Source organism: Klebsiella sp. CN_Kp088, assembly GCF_040064335.1.
GTDB classification, from domain to species: Bacteria; Pseudomonadota; Gammaproteobacteria; order Enterobacterales; family Enterobacteriaceae; genus Klebsiella; species Klebsiella aerogenes.
Genome location: NZ_JBEAIQ010000001.1, coordinates 181,146 through 206,679, shown reverse-complemented (window position 1 = coordinate 206,679; position 25,534 = coordinate 181,146). Strand labels below are relative to the sequence as shown.

At 56.7% G+C, this 25,534-nt stretch carries 27 protein-coding genes; 13 read left to right on the top strand and 14 right to left on the bottom strand.

What is annotated here, in order from left to right:
* Nucleotides 1-113: 113 nt before the first annotated feature.
* The 6 genes from ABLV08_RS00995 to sad form a co-directional block, all read right to left on the bottom strand.
* Nucleotides 114-1,565 (bottom strand): tagaturonate reductase, encoded by a 1,452-nt coding sequence (locus ABLV08_RS00995; RefSeq protein WP_015705328.1) that lies wholly within the window; start codon nt 1,563-1,565, stop codon nt 114-116.
* Nucleotides 1,566-1,668: 103 nt separating this feature from the next.
* The gene (locus ABLV08_RS00990) at nt 1,669-2,208 is read right to left on the bottom strand and encodes a GNAT family N-acetyltransferase (protein WP_048228729.1); all 540 of its coding nucleotides are present in this window, start codon (nt 2,206-2,208) and stop codon (nt 1,669-1,671) included.
* A gap of 81 nt (nt 2,209-2,289) precedes the next feature.
* Nucleotides 2,290-3,711 carry a diguanylate cyclase gene (locus ABLV08_RS00985; protein ID WP_348855442.1) on the bottom strand — a complete coding sequence of 474 codons (1,422 nt, stop codon included), beginning with the start codon at nt 3,709-3,711 and terminating at the stop codon, nt 2,290-2,292.
* Nucleotides 3,712-3,825: 114 nt separating this feature from the next.
* Entirely contained in the window at nt 3,826-4,194 is a 369-nt protein-coding gene (locus tag ABLV08_RS00980; RefSeq protein ID WP_015366716.1) for a DUF4186 domain-containing protein, read from the bottom strand.
* Nucleotides 4,194-5,120 carry a glutaminase B gene (gene glsB, locus ABLV08_RS00975; protein WP_015366717.1) on the bottom strand — a complete coding sequence of 309 codons (927 nt, stop codon included), beginning with the start codon at nt 5,118-5,120 and terminating at the stop codon, nt 4,194-4,196. The genes ABLV08_RS00980 and glsB overlap by 1 nt, the downstream gene beginning before the upstream one ends.
* Before the next feature lie 80 nt (nt 5,121-5,200).
* Entirely contained in the window at nt 5,201-6,586 is a 1,386-nt protein-coding gene (sad, locus tag ABLV08_RS00970) for a succinate-semialdehyde dehydrogenase (protein WP_015366718.1), read from the bottom strand.
* Between the two features lie 105 nt (nt 6,587-6,691).
* Between sad and ABLV08_RS00965 the strand changes: the two genes are divergently transcribed.
* Complete coding sequence (locus tag ABLV08_RS00965; RefSeq protein ID WP_015366719.1) at nt 6,692-7,570, top strand: LysR family transcriptional regulator; 879 nt, start codon at nt 6,692-6,694, stop codon at nt 7,568-7,570.
* Between the two features lie 10 nt (nt 7,571-7,580).
* Here the strand turns inward: ABLV08_RS00965 and ABLV08_RS00960 are convergent, their stop codons facing one another.
* Genes ABLV08_RS00960 through ABLV08_RS00950 form a run of 3 tightly spaced genes read right to left on the bottom strand, consistent with a single transcriptional unit; the run spans nt 7,581 to nt 10,558 of the window.
* A complete protein-coding gene (locus tag ABLV08_RS00960; protein WP_015366720.1) occupies nt 7,581-8,342 on the bottom strand; it encodes a DeoR/GlpR family DNA-binding transcription regulator in 762 nt (253 codons plus the stop codon).
* Nucleotide 8,343: 1 nt separating this feature from the next.
* Nucleotides 8,344-9,330 (bottom strand): D-threonate 4-phosphate dehydrogenase, encoded by a 987-nt coding sequence (locus ABLV08_RS00955; RefSeq protein ID WP_015705322.1) that lies wholly within the window; start codon nt 9,328-9,330, stop codon nt 8,344-8,346.
* Nucleotides 9,323-10,558, bottom strand: a complete 1,236-nt coding sequence (locus ABLV08_RS00950; RefSeq protein ID WP_047042787.1) for a four-carbon acid sugar kinase family protein — start codon at nt 10,556-10,558, stop codon at nt 9,323-9,325. The genes ABLV08_RS00955 and ABLV08_RS00950 overlap by 8 nt, the downstream gene beginning before the upstream one ends.
* A 175-nt stretch (nt 10,559-10,733) precedes the next feature.
* Here ABLV08_RS00950 and ABLV08_RS00945 point away from each other — a divergent pair, with 175 nt between their 5' ends.
* The 6 genes from ABLV08_RS00945 (at nt 10,734) to ABLV08_RS00920 (ending at nt 16,584) form a co-directional block, all read left to right on the top strand.
* On the top strand, nt 10,734-11,900 hold the full coding sequence (locus tag ABLV08_RS00945) for an iron-containing alcohol dehydrogenase (RefSeq protein WP_058676145.1): 1,167 nt from the start codon (nt 10,734-10,736) through the stop codon (nt 11,898-11,900).
* A complete protein-coding gene (locus ABLV08_RS00940) occupies nt 11,901-12,785 on the top strand; it encodes a dihydrodipicolinate synthase family protein (RefSeq protein ID WP_348855441.1) in 885 nt (294 codons plus the stop codon).
* A gap of 73 nt (nt 12,786-12,858) precedes the next feature.
* Nucleotides 12,859-14,271, top strand: coding sequence for a sodium:solute symporter family protein (locus ABLV08_RS00935; protein WP_015705318.1), 1,413 nt, complete (start codon nt 12,859-12,861; stop codon nt 14,269-14,271).
* A gap of 2 nt (nt 14,272-14,273) precedes the next feature.
* Nucleotides 14,274-15,440: an exo-alpha-sialidase gene (locus ABLV08_RS00930; RefSeq protein WP_015705317.1), complete on the top strand. Its 1,167-nt coding sequence runs from the start codon at nt 14,274-14,276 to the stop codon at nt 15,438-15,440.
* Nucleotides 15,437-15,910: a YhcH/YjgK/YiaL family protein gene (locus ABLV08_RS00925; RefSeq protein ID WP_348855440.1), complete on the top strand. Its 474-nt coding sequence runs from the start codon at nt 15,437-15,439 to the stop codon at nt 15,908-15,910. Before ABLV08_RS00930 ends, ABLV08_RS00925 begins: the two co-directional genes overlap by 4 nt.
* The gene (locus tag ABLV08_RS00920) at nt 15,907-16,584 is read left to right on the top strand and encodes an SDR family oxidoreductase (protein WP_032714437.1); all 678 of its coding nucleotides are present in this window, start codon (nt 15,907-15,909) and stop codon (nt 16,582-16,584) included. The genes ABLV08_RS00925 and ABLV08_RS00920 overlap by 4 nt, the downstream gene beginning before the upstream one ends.
* 41 nt (nt 16,585-16,625) lie before the next feature.
* Here ABLV08_RS00920 and ABLV08_RS00915 read toward each other — a convergent pair whose 3' ends face one another.
* On the bottom strand, nt 16,626-17,423 hold the full coding sequence (locus ABLV08_RS00915) for a PhzF family phenazine biosynthesis protein (RefSeq protein ID WP_348855439.1): 798 nt from the start codon (nt 17,421-17,423) through the stop codon (nt 16,626-16,628).
* Nucleotides 17,424-17,617: 194 nt separating this feature from the next.
* Between ABLV08_RS00915 and ABLV08_RS00910 the strand changes: the two genes are divergently transcribed.
* Entirely contained in the window at nt 17,618-18,817 is a 1,200-nt protein-coding gene (locus tag ABLV08_RS00910; protein WP_032707972.1) for a sugar transporter, read from the top strand.
* Nucleotides 18,818-18,916: 99 nt separating this feature from the next.
* Here ABLV08_RS00910 and ABLV08_RS00905 read toward each other — a convergent pair whose 3' ends face one another.
* Entirely contained in the window at nt 18,917-19,585 is a 669-nt protein-coding gene (locus tag ABLV08_RS00905) for a MarC family NAAT transporter (protein ID WP_015366731.1), read from the bottom strand.
* Between the two features lie 262 nt (nt 19,586-19,847).
* On the opposite strand from ABLV08_RS00905, the gene marR reads away from it, so the two are divergent.
* Genes marR through marB form a run of 3 tightly spaced genes read left to right on the top strand, consistent with a single transcriptional unit; the run spans nt 19,848 to nt 20,920 of the window.
* The gene (gene marR, locus ABLV08_RS00900; RefSeq protein ID WP_015366732.1) at nt 19,848-20,282 is read left to right on the top strand and encodes a multiple antibiotic resistance transcriptional regulator MarR; all 435 of its coding nucleotides are present in this window, start codon (nt 19,848-19,850) and stop codon (nt 20,280-20,282) included.
* 17 nt (nt 20,283-20,299) lie between these two features.
* Nucleotides 20,300-20,683, top strand: a complete 384-nt coding sequence (gene marA / locus ABLV08_RS00895; RefSeq protein ID WP_015366733.1) for an MDR efflux pump AcrAB transcriptional activator MarA — start codon at nt 20,300-20,302, stop codon at nt 20,681-20,683.
* A 30-nt stretch (nt 20,684-20,713) separates the two neighbouring features.
* Nucleotides 20,714-20,920, top strand: a complete 207-nt coding sequence (gene marB, locus ABLV08_RS00890; protein ID WP_020078926.1) for a multiple antibiotic resistance protein MarB — start codon at nt 20,714-20,716, stop codon at nt 20,918-20,920.
* Nucleotides 20,921-20,953: 33 nt separating this feature from the next.
* On the opposite strand, the gene eamA is transcribed toward marB, so the two are convergent.
* On the bottom strand, nt 20,954-21,868 hold the full coding sequence (eamA, locus tag ABLV08_RS00885; protein ID WP_032707971.1) for an O-acetylserine/cysteine exporter: 915 nt from the start codon (nt 21,866-21,868) through the stop codon (nt 20,954-20,956).
* Between the two features lie 193 nt (nt 21,869-22,061).
* Between eamA and ydeE the strand changes: the two genes are divergently transcribed.
* The gene (ydeE, locus tag ABLV08_RS00880) at nt 22,062-23,246 is read left to right on the top strand and encodes an efflux MFS transporter YdeE (protein WP_015705311.1); all 1,185 of its coding nucleotides are present in this window, start codon (nt 22,062-22,064) and stop codon (nt 23,244-23,246) included.
* A 115-nt stretch (nt 23,247-23,361) separates the two neighbouring features.
* Nucleotides 23,362-23,832, top strand: coding sequence for a helix-turn-helix domain-containing protein (locus ABLV08_RS00875; protein WP_032707969.1), 471 nt, complete (start codon nt 23,362-23,364; stop codon nt 23,830-23,832).
* Between the two features lie 29 nt (nt 23,833-23,861).
* Here ABLV08_RS00875 and ABLV08_RS00870 read toward each other — a convergent pair whose 3' ends face one another.
* The gene (locus tag ABLV08_RS00870; RefSeq protein WP_015705310.1) at nt 23,862-24,965 is read right to left on the bottom strand and encodes a cobalamin-independent methionine synthase II family protein; all 1,104 of its coding nucleotides are present in this window, start codon (nt 24,963-24,965) and stop codon (nt 23,862-23,864) included.
* A gap of 142 nt (nt 24,966-25,107) precedes the next feature.
* Nucleotides 25,108-25,521 (bottom strand): rhodanese-like domain-containing protein, encoded by a 414-nt coding sequence (locus ABLV08_RS00865; RefSeq protein WP_015705309.1) that lies wholly within the window; start codon nt 25,519-25,521, stop codon nt 25,108-25,110.
* Nucleotides 25,522-25,534: the final 13 nt, after the last annotated feature.

Below are 25,534 nucleotides of genomic sequence, written 5' to 3'. Positions count from 1 at the left end.
AAGCGATGTCGGTACGATGTTACTGCAACGGTTTACTGCTAACAACAACCAGAATGTTGTAACTAATGAAAGAGATTAACCCGGCAGCATGCCGGGTCATTGCAGAGGAGCGTTTAGCACAGCGGTTTTACGGCGCTGCGCATGCCGTCACGTAAGATAGCATCCAGATTAGCCGTTACCTGCGCCGTCAGTCCTGGCACCTGCGTCAGATCCTGCTGCCAGTGCGATTCTACCGACAACACCGACGTTACCAGATCCTGCGTTGAAAGCTGGCCATCGCGATGCTGCGCCCACAGCGTCTGAAAGCGTGCGATCCACTCCGCGTCGTCCTGAACCGGGTAGACTTCACCGTTACGCTCACCGCGGTAGAAGGCGATCAATGCCGCCAGCGCGAAAGTCAGGCGCGGTGGCAATTTACCGCTTTGCTTCTGCCCTGCCAGCAGCTGCGGCAGGATACGTGTACGGAACTTAGTCATGCCATTGAGGGCGATGGATAACAGCTGGTGTTTGATATAGGGGTTGCGAAAGCGTCCTGTTACCGCGCTGGCGAATGATTCCAGCTCATCGCGCGGCAGATCGAGAACCGGGATAATCTCCTGATATATCGCTTTTTCGACAAATGCGCAGACTTCCACGTCGTTCATCGCTTCACCAACGGTGTCCAGACCTGCCTGCCAGGCCACCGGCACCAGTGCGGTATGCGCGCCGTTGAGAATCGCTACCTTTCGTTCTTTATAGGGTTTGATATCGTCAACAATCAGCACGTTGAGCGGTAATTTATCGAGGCGCAGTTCGGCGGCCAGCGATTTCGGCCCCTGGATCACGAACAGGTAAAAGTGCTCGGCGGTATCAAGAAAGGCATCTTTATAGCCAAGCTGCGTTTCAATCTGCTCCGCTTCATCGCGCGGATAGCCGGTAACGATGCGGTCCACCAGCGTTGAACAGAAGGTGTTCGCCTCTGCAAGCCAGGCGGCAAAGGATTCCGGCAGCGCCCATTCACGCGCATAGCGCAGCACCAGTTCACGCAGCGCCTCGCCGTTATAATCGATGAGCTCACAAGGGATGATAACCCAGCCTTTATCGGCGGCGCCGGCAAAATGGCTGAAGCGTTCGAACAGCAGGCGGGTCAGTTTCGCCGGATAACTTACCGCCGGGGCATCGTCAAAACGGTCCCCGGCATGGTAGCTGATACCCGCCTCGGTGGTGTTGGAGAAGACAAAGCGGATATCCGGATTGTGCGCCAGGCGCAGAAATTCGTCATAGTCGGCGTAGGCGCTAATTTCGCGATTTACCGAACGAATAAGACGCGCATCGCTGACTGCTTCGCCCTTTTCATTCAGTCCGCGAATAATCGTGGTATAGAGGCCGTCCTGAGTGCTCAGCGACGGCGGGAAATCGCTGGCGATGGGTCGGACGATGACCACGCCAGCATTCAGGTCAGTATGCTCGTTAAGCAGGTCAATTTGCCAGTCAACAAACGCGCGCAGAAAGTTACCTTCGCCAAACTGGATGATACGTTCAGGGTACTGCGCGCCGGGGAAATCTCGACGGTTTAAGGTTTTCACAATGGGTTCCCTCTTAGAGTAGTCATACAACCTGAGTAATTGGTCCAATAAGTTATCAGGTTTTATGCTTCGCAAAACCCCGTTTTGATCAAACCTCTTCGCATTATTCTGTCGCCGGGAGGATCTTATAGAACAGCGTGGTGCCCGTCATTTCCCCGTCAGGCATTAAGGCAAACTGCGGAATTTCTCCCGCTTTTTGCCAGCCGCACTGCTGATAGAAGCTCTCCGCGCCGCTGCCGGTGGCGGTATCCAGCACCAGCACGGTTTTCCCGTGCGCCAGTGCAATAGCCTCAAGCTCGCTCATCAGTAACCCGGCGATCCCCTGCCGGCGCGCATTTTGGTGAACCAAAAGCTTGACGACATCGGCGCGGTGCGGCTGGTTTTCCGGCTGGTCGATAATCAACTGGACGGTCCCCACTATCTGCCGTTGTTGGTTTTCGGCCGCCAGAACAATCCGCTCGCCGGCAGCGACGCTTTGCGCCATCCGCTGCCAGAAGCGCTCGCCGGTGTCCGGTGAAAACGGCTGCATAAAACTGACCGAAGCCCCGCCGTTCACGCAGCTGGCGAGGATTTCATTTAATTGCGGAAGGGATTCAAGAATAGATTCACGCGTCAGCGTGCGAAGTGATATAGGTGTGGCCATAGGTTGCTCCCTGAAAATGACCACATCACTATGTTTTTAACTAATATTTAACTCAAGCAAAAAGACCATTGGATTTTCTTATCATACGCCGTCAGGCAGCGCCTGCACGCAAACACGATTGCGCCCGGCCTGCTTGGCGTTGACTAACAGGTCATCCGCTTCCATCAGCAGCTGATTAAACAGCTCGGCGATCCGTCCTTCACCGACTTCGCGGCACTGCAAGCCGAGACTCACCGTCAGGCGAATACGCTGCTGCTCCCAGGTGAACGTTTCCGACTCAATCCCCTGACGAATTTTTTCCGCCAGCAGATGGGATTGTTGAGCATTATCGAGCAGCGCCGCAACGGCAAACTCTTCCCCGCCGATACGCGCCACCATTCCCTCTTCGCCCGCCAGTTCACGTACGCGCTGGGCAAACTGGGTCAGCACGCAGTCACCGCATTCGTGGCCCCAGGTATCATTCACCCGTTTAAAACCATCGATGTCCAGCACCATCACCGAGAGCTGTTTATCCGGGTGCGGCGCCTGGCGTTTCAGCGCCTCGCCCAAACCGGAACGAGAGTAAACCCGGGTCTGAAAATCGAAATCAGCGCGGAGCGCCAGCTGTTTTACCAGGTTATTGATAGCCTCGACGCTGGTCGCCACGATCACCGGGCTAATCAGCATCGCCGCCATGCCGAGACGGGTTGAAAACAGCTGCCACGGCTGGGGACGCGCATCCGGCGACAGATGGATAAGCGAGTTTGCCACCAGCAGAATCTCAGTGATACCGGTAATAAACGTTAGCAGGCAGGTCAGCGGCAATGGATAGCGAATCGCGCACCAGATCAGCGCCGGCAGCGGGAAAGTCAGGCTTCCGGCGCCGCCTACCGCCACGCCGAGCGCCATCGATAGCACCAGCGCTATCACCGGCAGTAGTTGGCTAAAGCGAAAGCGGCCCAGCACCGATGGCAGCGTCAGGGTCAGAATAAACGGCAGGATGAGGACCGCGGTCGAGAACTGCTCGCTAAACCAGTCCGCCAGTTGTGGAATAAAAGTCGCCCGTTCAACATCAACCGAGCCCAACGCGCCAACCGCCGCGCACACCAGCGCCGCCAGCAGGCAATAACAAAAAAGATTCAGAGCGTTAATTGGCCCCGGCATCGAATCGGCACGCCGCTTATCCCACAGCACCAGTTGCGCCAGAATGACGATGAAGACGATATTGGAGAAGTTAATCAGCAGCGACGCAAAACCCATGCCCCAACGGGAAGTCAGGCCGTCATAAACCAGCATCGCGGCAAAACAAATAGCGTAAAAATAGCTGCGATTTAGCCAGACGTAGCGTGCGAAAATACCTGCCATAACGGCATTGAGCGGCCAAAAGAACGAGAGCTCCTGCACCAGACGTAACATAGCGCCCATAAAGTGCAGCAGGATCGTCAGCGTGAATAACACCAGCGCATCGCGCACCGGTTGATCCTCGCGAAATAGCGTGAATGACCGAATCGACAGTGAAGACATTCAGTAATTATCCGTCTAATTGTTTCAGGCAATTATTATGTAAATAATTAGTTAGCGGATTATCATAGCATGAGAATATTTGTTAGGCATACTGCCATGCCTGAGCGTTATCGGTTAACGGTTGGTAATCGCGTTCATTTCCATCACCAGCCAGTGGTGAATCACCTGTACGACGTAACGCTGCTCCTCGCCGCTCAGTTCACGCCCGCGCGGGATCGCATGCCACTTTTCCAGACATCCGCGGCAGCAGGTCGCCGTAGCGTGCTGGGCGATAAATACCGGGTGCCCGCGCATCGGCGTCTGCTTGCCGTCATTAGCAATCTGCGCCGGGGCCAGCCGTTTGGCGATAAAATCCGCCGCGTGGCTGTCGATAATCTCCGGCCCTTTATCATAACAATACTGCCGCTCTTTCACCCCGAGGTGGAAACGAGAGCGGAACGTTGAACGCCCAAGCCGGGCGAACAGATTTTCCATTGCAGACATCAGAACACCGATCTTCCTAAACGTTGGGTGAGTTTTTCCAGTAAGGCGATCCCCGCCAGCGAGTTACCCGCTTCATCAAGTTCAGGACTCCACACCGCAATCGCCATCTCCTGCGGCACAATCGCCACAATACCGCCACCGACGCCGGATTTTGCCGGCAGCCCGACACGCCAGGCAAACTCGCCGGCGTTCTGGTACATGCCGCTGGTCATCATCAGCGCGTTAACCTGCCGCGACTGAATCGGCGCGATGACCGGGTCCGCCAGATGCGGGGCAATCCCCCGATCGGCGAGAAACAGGAAAGTCCGCGCCAGCTCAACGCAGCTCATCTCCAGCGAACAGTAGTGGAAATAGTTTTGTAGCACCGTGGCGACATCATTATGGAAATTGCCGAAGGATTTCATCAGCCAGGCGATGGCGGCGTTACGTGCGGAGTGTTCGAACTCGGAGCGCGCGACCACCGAATCATAGGCGATATCGTCCACCCCGCTCAGCCGACGCACGATCTCCAGCATTCTCTGACGCGGCGCGCTCAGGCGGCTTTGCAGCATGTCGCAGACCACCAACGCCCCAGCGTTGATAAAAGGATTACGCGGTTTGCCCTGCTCGATCTCCAGCTGCAGTAAAGAGTTAAAGGGCTGGCCGGAAGGATCTTTACCGACGCGCTGCCAGATCTCCTCTTCCTGATAATGGTTCATCGCCACCACCAGACTGAGCACCTTCGAGATAGATTGAATCGAGAAACGTTCGTGGGCATCGCCGGCGCTATAGTGCTGGCCGTCAACCGTACAGATGGCGACGCCCAGTTTATTGCCGCTAACGCGCGCCAGGGCTGGAATGTAGTCCGCTACCTTGCCGCGCCCTATCAGCGGCCTGATTTCTGCCAGAACGGCATCCAGCATTGCATTATTAATAACCGTCGCCACACTCGGCTCCTTGCCCACCATCGAAATTCGGGTGGCGAGTATAGCAGAGCGCGGCGACGGACGTCAGGCGCTAACGTCGATTAGCGACGGTCTTTCCATACGGTTTGAATATTGCAGAACTCATGCAAGCCAAAATGCGACAGTTCCCGACCAAAGCCGCTTTTCTTCACGCCGCCGAACGCCACGCGAGCATCGCTGGCGCTATAGCCATTGATAAACACCCCGCCGCACTCCAGACCACGCGCAAAACGCTCCGCTTCCGCGCTGCTTGACGTAAAGACGGTTGCCGAAAGGCCAAACTCGCTATCGTTAGCCAGTTCAAGGGCATGGGCCGCGTCGCGGGCTTCGCTGATGGTAGCCACCGGCCCGAAAAGCTCCTGACGGAAACCGGTCATCTCCGGGGTCACGTTGGCCAGTACCGTTGGCGCGTAGTAGTTGCCGGCGCCAGCGATTTTCTCGCCGCCAAGCAATAACGTCGCCCCTTCCTTCAGCGTGGCTTCAACCTGTTGATGCAGTTCATCGCGCAAATCAAAACGCGCCATCGGGCCGATGTAATTTTGCTCGTCGCGCGGGTCGCCCATTTTCAGCGCTGCCACCGCGGCCACGAATTTTTTAGTAAAAGCGTCGGCGATACCCGCCTCAACGATAAAGCGTTTCGACGCCGCGCAGACCTGCCCGCTGTTCTGATAACGGCCGACAACGGCGGCTTTCACCGCTTCGTCCAGATCGGCATCGTTAAGCACGATGAAGGGATCGGAACCACCGAGTTCCAGCACGCATTTTTTCAGCGCTGCGCCGGCCTGAGCGCCGATTGCCCGCCCGGCGCGTACGCTACCGGTCACCGTGACCGCCGCGATACGATCATCATTGATAATTTGCGAGACGCCTTCATTGGTGGCGTTGATCCAGCCAAAGACGCCAGCCGGCAGACCCGCTTTGGCAAACAGTTCGCCCAGCAGCTGCGCGCTGCCCATCACGTTCGGCGCGTGTTTCAGCAGATAGCTATTCCCAGCCAGCAGAATCGGTACCGCGCCGCGCAGAACCTGCCAGACCGGGAAGTTCCACGGCATCACCGCCAGAATCGGCCCCAGCGGCCGGTATTCAATCACCGCCTTATTATCTTCTACCTGGGTGGCTTCGGTCGCCAGCATCGCCGGGCCATGTTCGGCATACCAGTCGCAGAGATTAGCCGATTTGCTCACTTCGCCGCGTGCCTGGGCGATGGGCTTACCCATTTCAAGGCTGATCATTTGCGCCAGTTCTTCACCGCGGGCGCGCATTGCGCCGCCGACTTTACGCAGCGCGGCGGCGCGATCGGCGACCGTTACCTGGCGCCACTGGCGAAAACCCTGTTGCGCCAGGGCAATGGCTGAATCCACTTGTTGTTCGGTTGACCACGGCAGAGACGACACGACTTCACCAGTGGTCGGGTTCACGGAAACCGCGTGGGTGGCAGATAAATTCATGGTTATTCTCTCTGTAGGGATTGCGAAGTGTGGATAGTGTGGCCTACTCTTCCTTTCATTGAAAATGAATAATATTAAGCAATACATTCACAAAAGAAGAATACTATGGACCTTACCCAACTTGAGATGTTTAACGCCGTCGCCAGTACCGGCAGTATTACCCAGGCCGCGCAGAAGGTGCATCGCGTCCCGTCGAATCTGACCACCCGCATTCGCCAGTTGGAGGCCGACCTCGGCGTCGAGCTATTTATTCGCGAAAATCAACGGCTGCGTCTGTCGCCTGCCGGGCACAGTTTTTTACGCTACAGCCAGCAAATCCTGGCGTTAGTCGATGAAGCGCGGATGGTGGTCGCCGGCGATGAGCCGCAGGGGCTGTTTTCCCTCGGCTCGCTGGAAAGTACCGCTGCGGTGCGCATCCCCACCACGTTAGCCCTTTTCAACCAGCGTTACCCGAAGATCCACCTGGCGTTGTCCACCGGCCCTTCCGGCACCATGATTGACGGAGTACTGGAAGGCACGCTCAGCGCGGCGTTTGTCGACGGTCCGCTGGTTCATCCCGGTCTGGAGGGGCTACCGGTGTTCCCGGAAGAGATGATGATCGTCGCCCCTTATGGCCATGCGCCGGTAACCCGCGCCAGCGAGGTCAACGGCGCGAATGTCTACGCATTTCGCGCCAACTGCTCCTACCGCCGTCATTTTGAGAGTTGGTTTCACGCCGACCGAGCGACGCCCGGAAGGATCCATGAGATGGAGTCCTACCACGGTATGTTAGCCTGCGTAATCGCCGGCGCTGGGCTGGCGCTGATCCCACGCAGTATGCTGGAGAGTATGCCAGGCCATCAGCAGGTTTCCGCCTGGCCGCTCGCCGAAGAGTGGCGCTGGCTGACGACCTGGCTTGTGTGGCGACGCGGCGCGAAGACGCGCCAGCTGGAGGCATTTATTGAATTGCTGAACGAGGACCGTCAGGCGGCAAGCGCGACATGATGGCCGGACGTTAATCGGCGATAATCAGCCGCGGCGAGAGTTCCTGGAGCGCATCACGGGTCTCCCCTGGCAAATGCGCATCGGTGATGATGTCCGTGAGTGAGTCGAGGTGCGCGATATTGAACAGCGACCAGGCGCCGTATTTCGAACTGTCGGCCAGCAGGATCCGCCGCCGGGCGTTGGCGATCAGATCGCGCTTCAGCGCCGCCTTCTCTTCCGTCGGCGCGGTAATGCCCTTTTGCAAATCCCAACCGTTACAGCTGACGAATGCCAGATCCGGCCACACATTCTGCAGCAAGCGTCGCCCATGCTCACCAATACACGACTGGCTGCTGTCATCGATGCGCCCGCCGATAATCGTCACCTCAATCTGTTTGAATTCAGCCAGAAACAGCGCGATATGCAGATCGCTGGTGATGACCCGCAGCGGCAGATGCGTAATCTGTCGCGCCAGTTCAATCATGGTGGTACCGGCGTCCAGCACAATGGCATCGCCGGCCTTGATAAGCGACGCCGCCGCCCTGGCGATGGCGTATTTCTCCTGAGGGCTACGCTGCGCTTTTTCCAGCGTCGTCGGCTGTGTGGGAATAAATCGGTTGAGCGTCACGCCGCCGTGGGTACGGCTAATGACCCCTTCCTGATCGAGTTTAATCAGATCGCGACGGATGGTCGCCGGCGAGGCGTTAGTTACCGCAACCAGTTGGTCGACCGTTACCAGATTATGGCTTTTCAGGAAGTCCATAATCTGCTCTAACCGATTATATCCCTTCATGTTATTCCTGTGCGATTTGCATGGCGAGCTCAATGGAGGTTGCCATGCTCTCAGACTTCGCTTTACCTGTCCAGGCAATATCAAAGGCGGTGCCGTGGTCCGCGGAAGTGCGGATAAACGGCAACCCGGCGGTGATATTCACCCCATCATAAAATCCAAGCAACTTGAGCGGAATATGCCCCTGATCGTGATACATCGCCACCACCATATCGTACATGCCTTCGTGACACTGCATGAAGACGGTGTCCGGCGGGCACGGTCCGACAACATGGATACCCTGCGCCTCCATCGCCGCGACGGCCGGGGCGACGATACGGATTTCTTCATCGCCAAACAGACCGTTTTCACCGGCGTGCGGGTTCACTCCGGCTACCGCGATGCGCGGCTGCGAATACCCCACGCGGCGTAAAAAATCATCGGCAACCCGGATAACCGTCTCCACCCGCGACTGGCTTAGGGTATCGAGGAAACGCCGCAGCGCGATATGGGTGGTAACGTGGATCACCTTGAGCTTATCGGTGTACAGCACCATGGCATAATCTTTGGTCTGCGTCAGATGGGCCAGCAGTTCGGTGTGTCCAGGGAAATGGTGCCCGGCCAGATGTAACGCCTCTTTATTCAACGGCGCGGTGGCGATAGCTTTGACTTCGCCAGCCAGCGCCAGCGCGGTGGCGCGCTTGATGCAGCGATACGCCAAATCGCCGGCCTGTGCCTGGACTTCGCCTGGCCGCAACGCCTGCGGATCGCTTAACGGTTCATCAATCACGTTAATCGTCGCGGGTGAAAACAGCGCTTCTCTCGGGTGCTCAATAATCCGCAACTCCGCACGCGGGGTAATGTTCAGCGCCAGGATTCGCCGCAGCGTCTGCGCGCAGCCCACGACCACTACCGGCGCACCGCTCAGTTCCCCTTCGCTCAGTGATTTAATAATAATTTCCGGACCAATGCCCGCCGGGTCGCCCATCGTTACCGCAATCATGTTAGACACTCAGTTTCTCCTCAATAAAATTCACGACATCCCGCAGCGTGGTCTCCGTACCGAATCCCCCTGCTTTGGTCATCACCGGACGCGGCCAGCGACTTCCGAGAAAATGGCCGTACGGCACGCATTGCGCCACCCGGCCGGTTATATAAAACCCCTGCGCGCCGAGCGCATGAGCGACGGCGATAGCGACATCGCCGCCGGACAGATAAAGCGCCCCGGGCGCATGTAACTCAACGGCAAGTTGGGTGACCTGCGCGAGATAAGCGCAGATCCGTTCTCCCAGCGACGCGCGGCTCACCCCGCGTTCACGGCACTGCGCCTCAATACCGTGCCGGGCAGCGCTGTCCGCGCAGGTGGTAACCACGCAATGATGACTTGCCGCCAGCACCGCGGCGATTCGCCGGGCATCGGCCAGGGCGTCGCCGTTAAAGGCGCGGGCGGTATCAATCCCGATCCGCTCGACCCGCGGATGGCCGGCCAAAGCGGCGACCTGAGCCTGTGCTATTTCGCTCATGGAGCCGACCACCGCCAGCAACGGCCCGGCCGCATCCCGGCGCAGATAGCGCGCCAGCGCCTCGCAGATCCCCGCAGAGCCCACCAGCAGCGTTTGCCGCGCGCGACTGGCTACCGCGGCGATAACCTCATCCAGCTGCTCGTCTTCTTCGGCATCAATAATCAACACTCGTGGTTGGTCGCTCTCTTCCGCAAGGGCGGCTGCCAGCTGTCGCACGTCAAGCGAACGGCACGGCAGTTGGCTCTGCATGGCGAGCAATTGCCCAATATCGGCGCTAGTGACCGGGGTTTTGGGGTCGCTGGCGAATTCTGTTTCATTAAGCGCTACGCCGTGGACATAGCAGCGCCCCCCGCGGGTTATACGCCCTGCACCCGGAAAGGCAGGCGCGACAACCGCGACAGAGCAGCTCCGCGCACGCATCATCGCCTCCAGTTCCGCGCCGGGATTGCCGCGCAGGGTGGAGTCGATTTTCTTCACCTGCCAGACGGCGGCGAAATTTGCCGCATCACGGAGTACTGCGTTCACTTTCTCTGCAGCCTGCGCCCTGGAAAGCGCCCGACTATCGCTATTGAGGACCAACGCCCTGGTGGTGGACTGATGGCCGGCGTTAAAGGCCACCTCAACCGCCAGGCCCGCTTCCGCCAGACTGACACCAGCATCATTGGCCCCGGTAAAGTCATCTGCCAGCACCAGAACAGGGTTATCGCCGCAGCTCATTCTCTTTCCTTCATCGCTTATTTGAATCGTTAATGATTATATTCAATCATATTTGATTAAATGTGAGCAAGCTCAAGTTATTAAACGTCCGTATAAATTATAACTTTTGCTCATTGAAATGAGTGAACACTAAGCATGTTGATTGAATTCAATCATAACAATAGAGGAGTGAGACGTGGCGACGATTAACAGCACGATTATCAGCGGCGCGGGCGCCATATCAGCCCTGAAGCCAGTGCTGGCAGGTAAAAAGCGCATTTTACTGGTCACCGATGCGAACGTCGGTAAGTTGGCCGCGACCAAACAGATCCAACATCTGCTGGGCGAGAATAACGTTGATGTGAGGATCGTGGATTCCGTACCGGCAGAGCCCAGCCAACATGACGTGGCGCAAATTGTTGCCCAACTCGCGGGAGCGCAACCGGAGATGGTCGTCGGTATCGGCGGCGGCAGCGTCCTCGACGTGGCGAAGCTGCTTTCGGTATTACTTCATCCCGCCTCCCCTGCGCTCAACGCGCTGATCGACGGCGAGAAACCGCGCCTGCGCCTGGCATCGCTGCTGATACCCGCCACCGCAGGCACCGGCTCGGAAGCGACACCAAACGCCATCCTGGCTATTCCCGAGCGTAATACCAAAGTGGGGATTATCTCCCCGGTACTGCTGCCGGATTTCGTGGCTCTGTTGCCGGAACTGACCACCAGCATGCCTGCGGCCATTGCCGCCTCCACCGGCATCGATGCGCTGTGTCATCTACTGGAGTGCTTTACTTCTACCGTCGCTAACCCGGTGAGCGATAACGCCGCCTTAATCGGCCTGCATAAGCTGGTGCGGCATATTGAGCGTTCCGTGACCCACCCGCAGGATCTTACGGCGAAACTGGAGATGCTATGGGCCTCGTACTACGGCGGCGTGGCTATCAATCATGCCGGTACGCATCTGGTGCATGCGCTCTCCTACCCGCTTGGCGGCACCTGGCATTTACCACACGGCGTCGCGAACGCCATTCTGTTGGCCCCCTGTATGCAGGTCGTACGCCCGCACGCGGTGGATAAATTCGCCCAGGTCTGGGATCTGATCCCGGACGCCGATCTGACCTTGAATAACGAAGAGAAATCTCATGCGCTGGTCCGCTGGCTGGCGCAACTGGTGAAACGCCTGGCGCTGCCCGACAACCTCGCCGCGCTGGGCGTACCACCAGAGAGTATTGAAACGCTGAGCGCCGCGGCGCTGGAAGTAAAACGATTAATGAACAATGCCCCATGCAGCGTGAACCAGGACGAAGTCCAGGCGATTTACCAGACGCTCTTTCCACAGTCATCTCATCAAGGAGAAGAGAAATAAATGCATCATTCCATTCGCGGCGTGTTAACCGCCATTGTTACCCCCTTTACCGCCAGCGGTGAACTTACTTTGACGGCGCTGCGCCAACAGGTAGAACGACAGCTGGCCGCCGGTAATGGCATTTTTTGCGGCGGAACCAACGGCGAGTTTTTCGTCCTCAATGAAGCGGAAAAAATAGCTGTTGCCGAAACCTGCGTCGAGGCGGTTGCCGGACGCGCGCCGGTGGTGGCGCATATTGGCGAAGTGTCGACGCGGGAAACCATTCGTCTTGGCCAGCAGATAGCAAAGTCAGGCGTCGACGCGGTGTCCGTCATCACCCCGTGGTTCGTGCCGCTAAAACAAGATGAGCTGGTAAGCCACTACACGGCGATCGCCGATGCGCTGAGCGTACCGGTATTTCTGTATAACATCCCGGCGCGCACCGGTAACACCATTGAACCGCAAACCGCACGTCAGCTGGCTGCGCATGGCAACATCATTGGCATCAAAGATAGCGCCGGTAGTTATGAGAGTCTTAAGGGCTTTCTTGATGCGGTGAAGGATATCGACGGTTTTAATGTTCTGAACGGGCCGGATTCGCTGATTCATCAGGGTTTCGTTGACGGTTGTTCAGCCTGCATTTCCGGATTGGCTAACGTTGCGCCACGGGAGATTAACGCGATTTGGTCAACCTTCCAGGCAGGCGATATTGAAGCCTCCAGGCTGGCGCAGGAAAACGTCACCGGCCTGCGTACCGATCTCTACAAAGTCGCCTTTTCCCCCGCCGCGGTGAAAAAAGCATTGCAGCTGATGGGCCATGAGGTCGGCGATAGCCGCTACGCGGTGCAGTTTAGCGCATCTCAACTGCAGCAAATACGTGGAATCATCGCGCAGTATCTTAATTAAGCGCTGCGCTTCTTCAACAAAATAGACCGGGCACCTGCGTGCCCAGGATTCGTACGCCCAAAGAGAGGCTAAGATGAATCATTTTACCACTGAAGATACCTTTATTATTGTTGGCATTGTCATCGCCTATATCTTATTTACCACCTGGCTGACGTTCCGTATTAGAAGTAAAAACTCCGGGGATTTTATGGAGGGCTCGCGCGCGATGCCGGCCTTTATTGTCGGTATCCTGCTGATGTCGGAATATATCGGCGCCAAGTCCACTATCGGAACCGCACAGGCCGCCTTTGAGAGCGGCATTGCCGCCTCCTGGTCGGTGTTGGGCGCCGCCATTGGCTTTCCACTATTTGGCCTGATACTGGTTAAGCGCATCTATAACACTGGCAAAATTACTATTTCCGGGGCGATTGCCGAGAAATACGGCACCAGCACCAAGAATATTATTTCCATCATTATGATTTACGCCCTGTTGCTGGTGAACGTCGGTAACTACGTCAGCGGCGCGGCGGCCATTTCTACGGTATTAAAGATCAATTTACCCCTCGCGGCGTTTATTACCGCCATCGTCAGTACTTTCTATTTTGCCTTTGGCGGTATGAAAGGCGTAGCCTGGGTCACCATGCTGCACAGCGCATTAAAATATGCCGGCCTGCTTATCATTATGGGCTTCGCGCTGGCAAAAACCGGCGGTTTCACGCCGATGATTGAGAAGATGCCTGATTACTACTGGACCTGGGATGGCAATTTTGGCGCCGGCACGATCTGCGCCTGGCTTATCGGCACCATCGGCTCCATCTTCTGTACCCAGTTTGTCATTCAGGCTATCAGCTCGACAAAAAACGTAAAATCGGCGAAACGCTCTACCTGGATTGCCTTTTTCTTCTGCCTGCCTATCGCCTTCGCGATCGCCATTATCGGCGTGGCGGCGAAGTTTTTACACCCGGAAATCAATAGCCTGTACGCCCTGCCGGTGTTCCTGCAAGATATGAACCCGTGGCTTGCCGGGTTAGTGACAACGTCACTTGTAGCTTCAATTTTCGTTAGCGTCAGTACCGTTGCCCTGGCGATTGCCTCGCTGGTGGTAAAAGATTTTTACGTGCCGTGGCGCAATCCAACGCCGGAGCAGGAGTTTAAAGCCACCCGTTGGGCCTCGCTGATCATCGGTTTTCTGCCGCTTATTTTTGTGCTGCTGGTACCGGAAGTGCTGAAGCTCTCCTTCTTTACCCGCGCCATCAGGCTCTCTATCACCGTCGTCGCGGTCATCGCCTTCTATGCGCCGTTCTTTAAGAGCGCCCGCGGCGCGAACGCTGGCCTTATCGGCGCCTGCGTGGTGACTTCGGCGTGGTATTTGCTAGGCGATCCGTTCGGCATCAATAACATGTACATCGCGCTGATTACCCCGGCCCTGATTATGGTGATCGACCGCCTGATCCCCAATAAAGCGCAACAATCATCCCCGGCCCCCATTGAACAACGTGGAGTGTAAAAATGACCACCACCCCAACTTTTGACGGCGTAATTCGCCAACACCAACAGGATCCTCATCTGGCATGGGCAATGTTGCCCTCCGGCTGCCCGCAAAACCATGCCGCCAATCTTTTGCCGCTGCCCGATGGCACGCTGCTGTGCGTATGGTTCGGGGGTTCACAGGAAGGAAAAGCGGATATTTCAGTCTGGGGGGCGCGTTTAGCGCCGGGCGCCACAACGTGGAGCGAAGCAGTAAAGTTATCCGACGATCCGCAGCGTTCGGAACAGAACCCGGTGCTGTTTCAGGCTCCAGATGGCGTGCTGTGGCTGTTATGGACCGCGCAGCACGCCGGCAATCAGGACACCGCTATTGTGCGTTATCGCCAGTCGCGCGATGGAGGAAAGCACTGGGGCGCAATCGCCACCCTGCTCGATGAACCCGGCACCTTTATTCGGCAACCCATCAGCGTGATGCCCAACGGCAACTGGTTGCTGCCGGTTTTCTATTGTCGTACCCGTCCGGGGGAGAAATGGGTCGGTAACGATGATGTGAGTGCGGTAAAAATCTCAGCCGATGGCGGCAAGAGCTGGCGCGACGTGGCGGTACCGCAGAGCCTCGGCTGCGTGCATATGAATATCACCCCGCTGGCCGATGGCTCGCTGGTCGCCTTCTTCCGCAGCCGCTGGGCCGATCATATCTGGTACAGCCGGTCGACAGATTTTGGCGAAAGCTGGTCAGCGCCGATCCCCACCACGCTGCCAAACAATAACTCGTCCATTCAGGTTACCACGTTGAGCAACGGCGATCTGGCACTGGTGTTCAACAACATGAGCGCAGCAGGCGCCAGCGAGCGTCGGGCATCGTTATACGATGAAATAGAAGATGATGACGGTCGTAAAGAGCCTGAACGCACTGGCAAAACCGCCTTCTGGGGCGCACCGCGTGCGCCAATGACCGTGGCGATTTCCGCTGACGGCGGTAAAAGCTGGCCATGGATGCGCAACCTTGATGAGGGCGACGGCTACTGTATGACCAACAATTCCGAACAAAAACTGAACCGCGAATTCTCCTACCCCAGTATTAAACAGGGTGAAGACGGTAATTTACACATTGCCTATACCTGGTACCGACAGGCCATCAAGTATATCCGCGTATCGCCGCAGTGGGTGAAAGGAGAAATCGCATGATCATCGGTAATCTGAACGCCCTGCCTCAGGCGGGGTTGCCACTGGCGTTACGGCAAATCCTCAGCCGTCCTGAATGTTCTCTTGCCGCCCTGACAGCCCGTGAAGATGGTCGCTTTCAGCCTGCTGATAGCGACTGGTACTGCACCATCGGCACCGCGCAAACCCAGGCGGCAGAACAGCGACATACCGAATACCACCACCAGTGGGCCGATATTCAGGTCATTTTAAGCGGAAAGGAGACTATTCATACCGGTACGCTGTACAGCGGCCAACCCGACGATGAACAACGCAAACCAGATCTCTTTATCAGCCAGCAGACGCCGCAAAGCGTCACGCTGCATTTGCATGCCGGCGACTTCGCGGTCTTTCTGCCCGGCGAACCACACCAGGCGCTATGCGCCTTTGCAACACCCGCCCCGGTGAGGAAAGCGGTGTTTAAAGTACCGCGCAGCATGCTGGAGGCGCCATGAAGCAGGCACTGGTCACAGGCGCCAGTTCGGGGATCGGCGCGGCGATTGTGGGGCAACTGCTGGCGGAGGGCTGGCAGGTGCTCGGGCTAAGCCGCTCCGCGCCGCCGTTCGCTCATGAAGCCTTCAGGCATCTGGCAGTCGATTTGAGCGACCGCCAGGCACTGGTTGATGCTCTGTCGTCGGTACCGACGCCGCAGGCGATAATCCATGCCGCCGGTATGATGGCGGCGGCGCCGCTAGGAGAACTTGACGCACTGCGTGGCGAGACGTTATGGCGTCTGCATGTGGATGCAGCGCAGACCTTAGCCAACCGCTTTGCGCCCGTTATGAGCCGCGGCGGTCGGATTATCCTTTTGGGTAGCCGAACCTCTCGCGGAGCGGCAGGCCGTTCTCAGTATACGGCAACCAAAGCGGCGCTGGTGGCGCTGGCGAGAAGCTGGGCGGCGGAACTTGCCGCGGCGGGCATTACCGTTAACGTGGTCGCCCCCGGCGCCACCGATACGCCAATGCTGCGCCAGCCAGGGCGGGAGAGTTCGCCGCCGAAGACGCCGCCGCTCGGTAGATTGATTAAGCCACAGGAAGTGGTGTCGCTGGTGAGCTGGCTTCTTAGCGAAGAGGCCGCGGCCATGACCGGACAAGAGCTGGTAATGTGCGGCGGCGCCTCGCTTAGTTAGGATTGCCCGGCTAAGCGCTGCGTCAGCCGGGGAAACTATCGTTAACTTTCGCGCAAATAGACCGTGCCGCGCAGATAGGTGGTCGCCTGGCCGCTAATCAATACGCGGTCATCGCGCCACTGGCAGCGCAGCTCGCCGCTGCGCGCCGACACCTGGCGCGCCAGCAGGTCGGTTTTATTGAGCTTCGCTCCCCAGTAGGGGATCAGCATACTGTGGGTTGAACCGGTTACCGGATCCTCCGGCACCCCATCACCGGGACAGAAAAATCGGCTGACAAAATCGTACTCCTCGTCGGCGGCGCTGATGCAAATCCGCTTATCCAGCGCCTCCAGCAGCGCCATATTCGGACGTACCGCTTCAACCTGCGCCCGGTAGCGTAGCACCACCAGGTAATCACGCCCTTCCCGCACCTCCAGCGCATCATCGATACCCAACCCGGCGAACAGTGCCGTCGGCACGTCGCGCACCGGTGTCGTTTGCCAGGCGGGGAAATCCAGCGTCAGCCAATCGCCGCTGCGCGTCACCCGCAGTTCACCGACAAAACGGGTGCTGAATACGATGGTTGCCGAAGGGTGATCGAGATATTCAAAAATCACGTGCGATGCTGCGAGGGTGGCGTGACCGCAGAGATTAATCTCATCAAGGGTAGTGAACCAGCGCAGCTCATAGCCGCTGTCGGTACGAACAAAAAACGCCGTTTCGGATTGATTATGCTGCTGCGCCATTTTTAAAAGCGTTTCATCAGGCAGCCATTCGCTGAGCGGGCACACCGCCGCGGCGTTGCCGCCAAAATTGCGATCGCTGAAGGCATCGACCAGGTAAAAACTAATTTCTTTCATCGTGCTCCCCTTTTTTATTGTCTATCAACATGACACAGAAAGCGCGGGTGCACACTATTAGCTGAAAAATTAAGTTGTTAGCAGGCACAGGTGTCAGCATAAAATGAGATACAGATCACAAAGTGATTGTATTTTCAGCAGCATTCGTTTTAAGATCGCCTTCTCTTCTTCTCATTACTACCAGCCCGGAATTTATGCTTACAAATACGGTCTCACGCAGAGTCGCGTGGCTGCGGGTCGTCACGCTGGCAATTGCCGCCTTTATCTTTAATACCACGGAATTTGCGCCGGTCGGTTTGCTGTCTGATATCGCCGACAGCTTCGGCATGGAAACGGCCCAGGTCGGGATCATGCTGACCATTTATGCCTGGGTAGTGGCATTGATGTCGCTGCCATTCATGCTGCTGACCAGCCAGATGGAGCGCCGTCGCCTGCTCATTGGCCTGTTCGTCTTATTTATCGCCAGCCACGTATTGTCATTTTTCGCGTGGAACTTCACGGTGCTGGTGGTGAGTCGAATTGGCATTGCGTTCGCCCATGCGGTGTTCTGGTCGATCACCTCCGCGCTGGCTATTCGTATGGCCCCTCCCGGCAAGCGCGCACAGGCGCTAAGTCTTATCGCCACCGGTACCGCGCTGGCCATGGTGTTCGGCATTCCTATTGGCCGTATCGTCGGGCAATATTTCGGCTGGCGCACCACCTTCCTGGCCATTGGTCTTGGCGCTTTAGCGACGCTGGTGTGCCTGGCTAAACTATTGCCGGCGCTGCCAAGCGAACATTCCGGTTCGCTGAAGAGCCTGCCGGTGCTGTTCCGCCGCCCGGCGCTGCTCGGCATTTATCTGCTGACGGTTATCGTGGTGACCGCCCACTACACGGCATACAGCTATATTGAACCCTTCGTTCAAACCGTCGCTGGCCTTAGCGGTAACTTCGCCACCCTACTGCTGTTAGTGCTCGGCGGCGCAGGTATTATCGGCAGTATTGTCTTCGGCAAGCTGGGCAATCAACATGCTTCCGGGCTGATTACCACCGCTATCGGCCTGCTGCTGATATGCCTGCTGTTGCTGCTACCCGCCTCAAGGAACGCCAACCAGCTGATGCTGCTCAGCGTGTTCTGGGGGATCGCGATAATGGTCATCGGCCTCGGCATGCAGGTGAAAGTGCTGGCACTGGCTTCGGATGCTACCGATGTCGCGATGTCGCTGTTTTCGGGTATTTTCAATATTGGTATTGGCGCCGGCGCGCTGGTCGGCAGTCAGGTGAGTACGCAGCTGTCGATGTCGGCGATAGGCTACGTTGGCGCAGTGCCGGCACTGGTGGCGCTGGTCTGGGCAGTGATGATTTTTCGCCGCTGGCCAACGCCGCTTGATGAACAGCAAGCGCATCACTCATGATAACGACGCGGGCGGTCAATGCCGCCCGCGGCGCCGACATCCTATCCCCAAAAGGCCCGAAACAGACACGTCGCCGGGCCTTTCAGAAAGTTATCGCGATCAGGCGTGATAGTTGGTGATAATCTCCAGCACGCCGTTAATGATGAACTGAACCCCCATACAGACCAGCAGGAAACCCATCAGGCGGGAAATCGCTTCTATGCCGCCTTTCCCCACCAGCCGCATGATTGCCCCGGAACTTCGCAGGCAGCCCCACAGAATGATCCCCACCAGCGCGAAGATAATCGGCGGCGCCGCCAATACTACCCAATCAGGGAAATCGACGCCGTGCTTCACCGTCGAGGCGGAGCTGATAATCATCGCAATGGTGCCCGGCCCGGCGGTGCTGGGCATCGCCAACGGCACGAAGGCGATATTCGCCGTGGGTTCATCCTGCAGTTCTTCCGATTTGATCTTCGCTTCCATCGAATCATGGGCTTTCTGTTGCGGAAACAGCATACGAAAACCGATAAAAGCCACGATCAGCCCGCCGGCGATACGCAGACCGGGAATGGAAATACCGAAGGTATTCATGACCACCTGGCCGGCATACCACGCCACCATCAGGATCGCGAAGACATACACCGATGCCATCAACGATTGCCGGTTACGCTCGGCGTTGTTCATATTGCCCGCCAGGCCGAGGAACAGCGCCACGGTGGTGAGCGGGTTCGCCAGCGGTAAAATCACCGCCAGACCGATCCCTATTGCTTTAAAGAGTTCCAGCATAGTGAGTCAACATCCCGTTAAGTATCATTTTTTCAGTACAGTTTCACCCCGTGAGTATATCGACAGCAGCAGCGCAGATGCCACACCCCATGAAAAAATCACGCTTATAAAAAATAACAAGCGTTAGTAAAATGGAAAAAAGTGACCACCATCAAATTATCGTTCTTTAGCAAATCGTGGCATCGGCGAATTCATAATGTTGACTTATGATTGCCACGGCAATAATATCCATCGCAACTAAATAATTGCCTGGGCAACTATCATGGAAAACACCAACAATCTGTTCAACGAGATGATCCCTCTCGGCCGATTGATCCAGATGGTTAACCAGAAAAAAGATCGACTGCTCAACGACTACCTTTCACCCATGGATATCACCGCTACCCAATTTCGGGTGCTCTGTTCCATTCGCTGCGAGGTATGTACGACACCCGTTGAGCTGAAGACCGTTCTGTCGGTCGATCCAGGCGCAATGACGCGCATGCTCGACAGACTCGTCTGCAAAGGCTGGATAGAACGGTTGCCCAACCCCAATGACAAGCGCGGCATTCTGGTGCAACTGACTCCAGAAGGCGCAGCCCTTTGTGAGCACTGTCATCAGGTTGTGGGTCAAAAATTGCACCAGGAACTAACAAAAAATCTAACGGCAGACGAAGTGGTCATGCTTGAGCAACTGCTCAAGAAAGTCCTGCCGTAATAAGAAGAGGTAAGATGATGTCCAGACGCAATAACGACGCCATCACTATCCATAGTATTTTGTCGTGGATCGAAGAGAACCTGGAATCTCCATTGTCGCTGGAGAAAGTTTCGGAGCGCTCAGGTTACTCCAAATGGCACCTGCAAAGAATGTTCAAGAAAGAGACCGGCCACTCGCTGGGCCAGTACATCCGCAGTCGTAAGCTGACGGAGATTGCGCAAAAACTCAAGCAGAGCAACGAGCCAATTTTGTATCTGGCTGAACGTTACGGTTTTGAATCGCAACAGACGCTGACGCGAACGTTTAAAAACTACTTCGATGTTCCGCCGCACAAATATCGCATCACCAACGTTCCGGGAGAATCCCGCTACCTGATGCCACTAAATAATTATTGTTGTTAATCGCCTGCATAAAGACGTATCGAGGAAATCATGAAATTATTCGCTACCGCCGCCATCGTGCTAATGGCGCTGGCTGCAAGCCAGAGTTACGCGGAGCAAACCACCACTCCGGTTCGCCACAATAACCGGGATGCGATGATTATTCCTTCGGAACATAACGACTCGCCGTTTGATTTTAATCACATGGCTGCCGGCAATGATAAATCGGATGAGCTGGGCGTACCGTATTACAACTAATGCTCCACTTGTTCTGATATCTCCTGGGCCCCGCTAACGCGGGGCTTTTTTATCCCGCGCCGCGCCCGGGCGCACCAGCCGCAGACCAAACACGTTAATGTAGAGCCCGCCCATAATCAGCGCCGCCCCCAACAGCTGCAGGCCATTGAGCCGTTCACCGAGTAGCAGAGCCGCGCTGGCCATCCCGACCACCGGCACCAACAGCGACAACGGCGCCACCCGCCAGGTTTCATAACGTCCCAGCAGCGCTCCCCAGATACCGTAACCAACAATAGTGGCGACAAACGCCAGATACATGAGCGATAGCACGGTCGTGGCGTCGATATTCACCAGGCTTTCCGCCATCGCCTGCGGCCCATCAACAATACACGACGCCAGCATAAACGGTAAAACCGGAATCAACGCGCTCCACACCACCAGCGACATAATCGGCGGCTTGTGCTGCTGAGACATAATCTTCTTGTTGAAAATGTTACCGCAGGCCCAGCTAAACGCCGCCGCCAGAGTCAGCATAAAACCGACCAGCGGCACGTGCTGGCCACCGAGGCTGGCCTCAACCAGTACCAATACGCCAAAAATCGCCAGCGCGATACCGGCGACCTGCTTTCCCTGTAACCGCTCGCCAAAGACAAAAGCGCCCAGCACGATTGTGAAAAAGGCCTGCGCCTGCAGCACCAGAGAAGCCAGCCCGGCCGGCATACCGAGGTTGATCGCGCAGAATAAAAAGGCGAACTGGCCGAAACTGATGCTCAGGCCGTAGCCCAGCAGCAGACGCAGCGGTATTTTGGGTCGCGCAACGAACAGCAGCGCCGGAAACGCCACCAGCAAAAAACGTAACCCCGCCAGCATCAGCGGCGGCATATTGTGTAACCCGAGCTTAATCACCACAAAATTAAGCCCCCACACCACCACTACCAGCATTGCCAGCAGTCCATCTCTGCGCGTCATACGAAGCCCCTGTCTTCCTGGTCAACGATGACCACCGTCAAAGTAACCAAATTCCCGCCGCTCGAACAGATCATTATTTTTAGCAGGTGCTGAAGGCACTTTCCGACACGGAGCCCGCTATACAAGGCTCAGTTAGCATGCTATTTGTGATCGGGCACAACAAAAATAAAACACTTCATCGGGCAAGGAAAAAATGACAACCACCATCAGGCGCTCAACGGTAGCGCTGTTGGCGTCGTCGTTGCTGTTAACCATCGGCCGCGGCGCAACGCTTCCTTTTATGACGATTTATCTCACCCGTCGGTTCCAGCTGGAAGTCGATGTCATTGGCTATGCGCTCTCCGTCGCGCTGGTCGTCGGCGTTATCTTCAGCATGGGCTTCGGTATTCTTGCCGATAAGTTCGACAAAAAACGCTATATGCTGATCGCCATCGTGGCGTTTATCGTGGGCTTTATCGCCATCCCCGCGGTCAATAGCGTGGCGCTGGTGGTGTTCTTTTTCTCATTGATCAACTGCGCCTATTCGGTTTTCTCCACGGTACTGAAAGCCTGGTTTGCCGACGTGCTGACGCCGGAGAAAAAAGCGCGCATCTTTTCGCTCAACTATACCTTCCTCAATATCGGCTGGACCGTTGGGCCGCCAATCGGCACCCTGCTGGTAATGCAGAGTATTAACCTGCCTTTCTGGCTGGCTGCGCTGTGCGCCGCCTTCCCGCTGGTGTTTATTCAGCTCTTCGTCGAGCGCACCTCTGCCGCCAGTGCGGAAGGCATCACGCCGCAGTGGACGCCGTCGGTGCTTTTGCGCGACCGCGCCTTGCTGTGGTTTACCTTTTCCGGCTTGCTGGCGTCATTTGTCGGCGGCTCTTTCGCCTCCTGCATTTCGCAGTATGTGCTGGCCGCAGGCACCAGCGACTTCGCGGAAAAAGTGGTCGCGGTAGTGCTGCCGGTCAACGCCGCGGTGGTCGTCGCGTTGCAATATGCCGTCGGGCGACGGCTTTCGGCGCGAAACATCCGCCCGCTAATGACCTTCGGCACCCTGTGCTATGTGTTGGGTCTCGGCGGGTTTATCCTCTCCGGTAATAATCTGCTGATGTGGGGCATTTCCGCCGCCATCTTTACCCTTGGCGAAATTATTTATGCGCCGGGCGAATATATGCTGATCGATCAGATTGCCCCACCCGGTATGAAAGCCAGCTACTTTTCCGCCCAGTCGTTAGGCTGGTTAGGCGCGGCGTTCAATCCGATGCTAACCGGGATAATCCTCACCCATCTGCCGCACTGGTCGCTATTCTTCATTTTAATGCTGGCGATAGTCGCCGCCTGGCTGATGATTTTCCGCGGCATGAACGTGCGTCCGTGGCAAACCGTACAGGCGTAAACCGCGCGTCATGCGGCTGTCGGGTTGCTGTCGTCTGTCTGTCGGGTGCCTGTCGTGGCGCCCGGCAGGCTAAAAAACCACACTGGTCTCAGGTTCCCATCCGGAGATTAACATCATGAACAGCAGTACCCGCGTCAAACAATTACGTCTGCAGCGCGCCTGGTCCCAGGAACAGCTTGCCGAACTGGCTGGCGTCAGCGTTCGCACTATCCAGAGGATCGAAAACGGCGATCGCCCGGGGTTAGAAACCCTGAGCGCTCTGGCGGCAGTGTTTGAGATAAATGTGGCCGAACTCAGCGACGATGCGCCTGTCGGTCACGAAGCGTCGCTAGATTTACGGATCGAAGAAGCGAAAAGCCGTCTGCATCAGGAGAGCCGTTTTTTCCGCTCGCTAAGCGTGGCGGTAACGGTTTGCGTTTTGTTGCTGGTGATTAATTATTTCACCCAACCGGATGTCTACTGGTCAGTGTGGGTGGCGATCGTCTGGGGTGCATTATTGCTACTACGGGGATTACGTCTGTTTGTCTTTGCCGGGTGGATCCGCCACTGGCGACAGGCACGCCTACAGCGCCTGCTGCGCAAATAGAAAAAGCCCGCTTAATGCGGGCTATCTCCTTACCAGACCTGGGCGGCGATCCCTGTGACCAGCCGCACTTTATCCCACTGCTGGGCTTCGCTTAACGAATTGCCCTCTTCGGTGGAGGCAAAGCCGCACTGCGGGCTCAGGCAAATCTGCTCCAGCGGCACATACTGCGCCGCCTCCTGCAGGCGCGCCTTCACGCCTTCCGGGTTTTCCAGTTCACCATTCTTGGTGGTAATCAGCCCCAGTACCACCTGCTGATGGCCTGGTCGGATAAAGCGCAGCGGGGCAAAATCACCGGAACGGTCATTATCATATTCGAGGAAGAACGCATCGATGTTGACGCCGCCGAAGAGAATTTCCGCCACGGGCTCGTAGCCGCCTTCTGAAATCCAGGTCGAACGGAAGTTACCGCGACAGACGTGCAGACCAACGGTCAGATCCTGCGGTTTCCCTTCCAGCGCTTTATTCAGCACCCGGGCATAGGTACGCGCCAGTTCGTCCGGATCGTCACCACGTTCGCGTACCTGCTGGCGTTGTTCGTCTGAACATAAATAGGCCCAGACGGTGTCATCGAGTTGCAGATAACGGCAGCCAGCGTCATAGAAAGCGCGGATCGCGTCACGCCAGGTGGTTGCTAAATCGTCAAAGTATTCGGCCAGGTCCGGGTATACCGTGCTATCGATATCTTTTCGCCCGCCGCGGAAGTGCAGCACGCTGGGGCTGGGGATGGTCATTTTCGGCTGCGCATTGCCGCTGACGCTTTTCAAAAAGCGGAAATCTTCCAGCATTGGATGGTTGCCGAAGCCCAGTTTACCGGTCACGCGCACGCCGTGCGCTTTGGTCTGTACGCCGTTGAACTGAATACCTTTCTCTGAATCGTAACGTTCCACGCCTTCCAGACCGTCGAAGAAGTCGAAGTGCCACCACGCGCGCCGGAACTCACCGTCGGTCACCACGTGCAGGCCGCAATCGCACTGCTGCTGAACCAGTTGGCGGATGGCTTCATTCTCAATTTCACGCAGATGGCCGGCATCAATATTGCCTTGCGCCAGCTGCAGGCGCGCCTGCTTAATAGCGTCAGGACGTAAAAAACTGCCGACAATATCTGCACGGAACGGGGCCTGGTGACGTTGCATGTTCTCTCCTTAACGGCAGGCAGGTAGTTGCCCGCCGTGATAATTCATTATTTGAATTTTTAGACTTCTGGATGTCTATATGTCCAGATACTGTCATGCGGAGAGAGCATCGGCAAACGAGAAAAATTCATGGCTGTTGAATTTATTTCATGTTGCTGGCTTCGCTGAGGCTAAATGCGAACCCCTCATCCGCCCAACCGGTCAGGCCGCCGAGCATCATTTTTACCGGTCTGCCAAGCTGCGCCAGCTTTAAGGCGGCAATATCCGCGCCGTTGCAGTGCGGCCCGGCGCAATAGACAACAAACAGCGTTTCCGAGGGCCACTGCGCCATTCGCGCGGCATTGATCTCGCGATGCGGCAGATGCAGCGCGCCAGGCAGGTGGCGACGGGCAAACACATCATGACTGCCAATCACGTGCAGTAGCACAAAGTCCTGTTCGCCGTGCTGCATGGCGTGATGGACATCCGCGCAGTCGGTTTCGAAACTCAATTTATGGGCAAACCAGGCAGCGGCATCGACCGGGGCGGCTGGTGTAAATTGGCTTACAACACTCATGGCGTATTCTCCT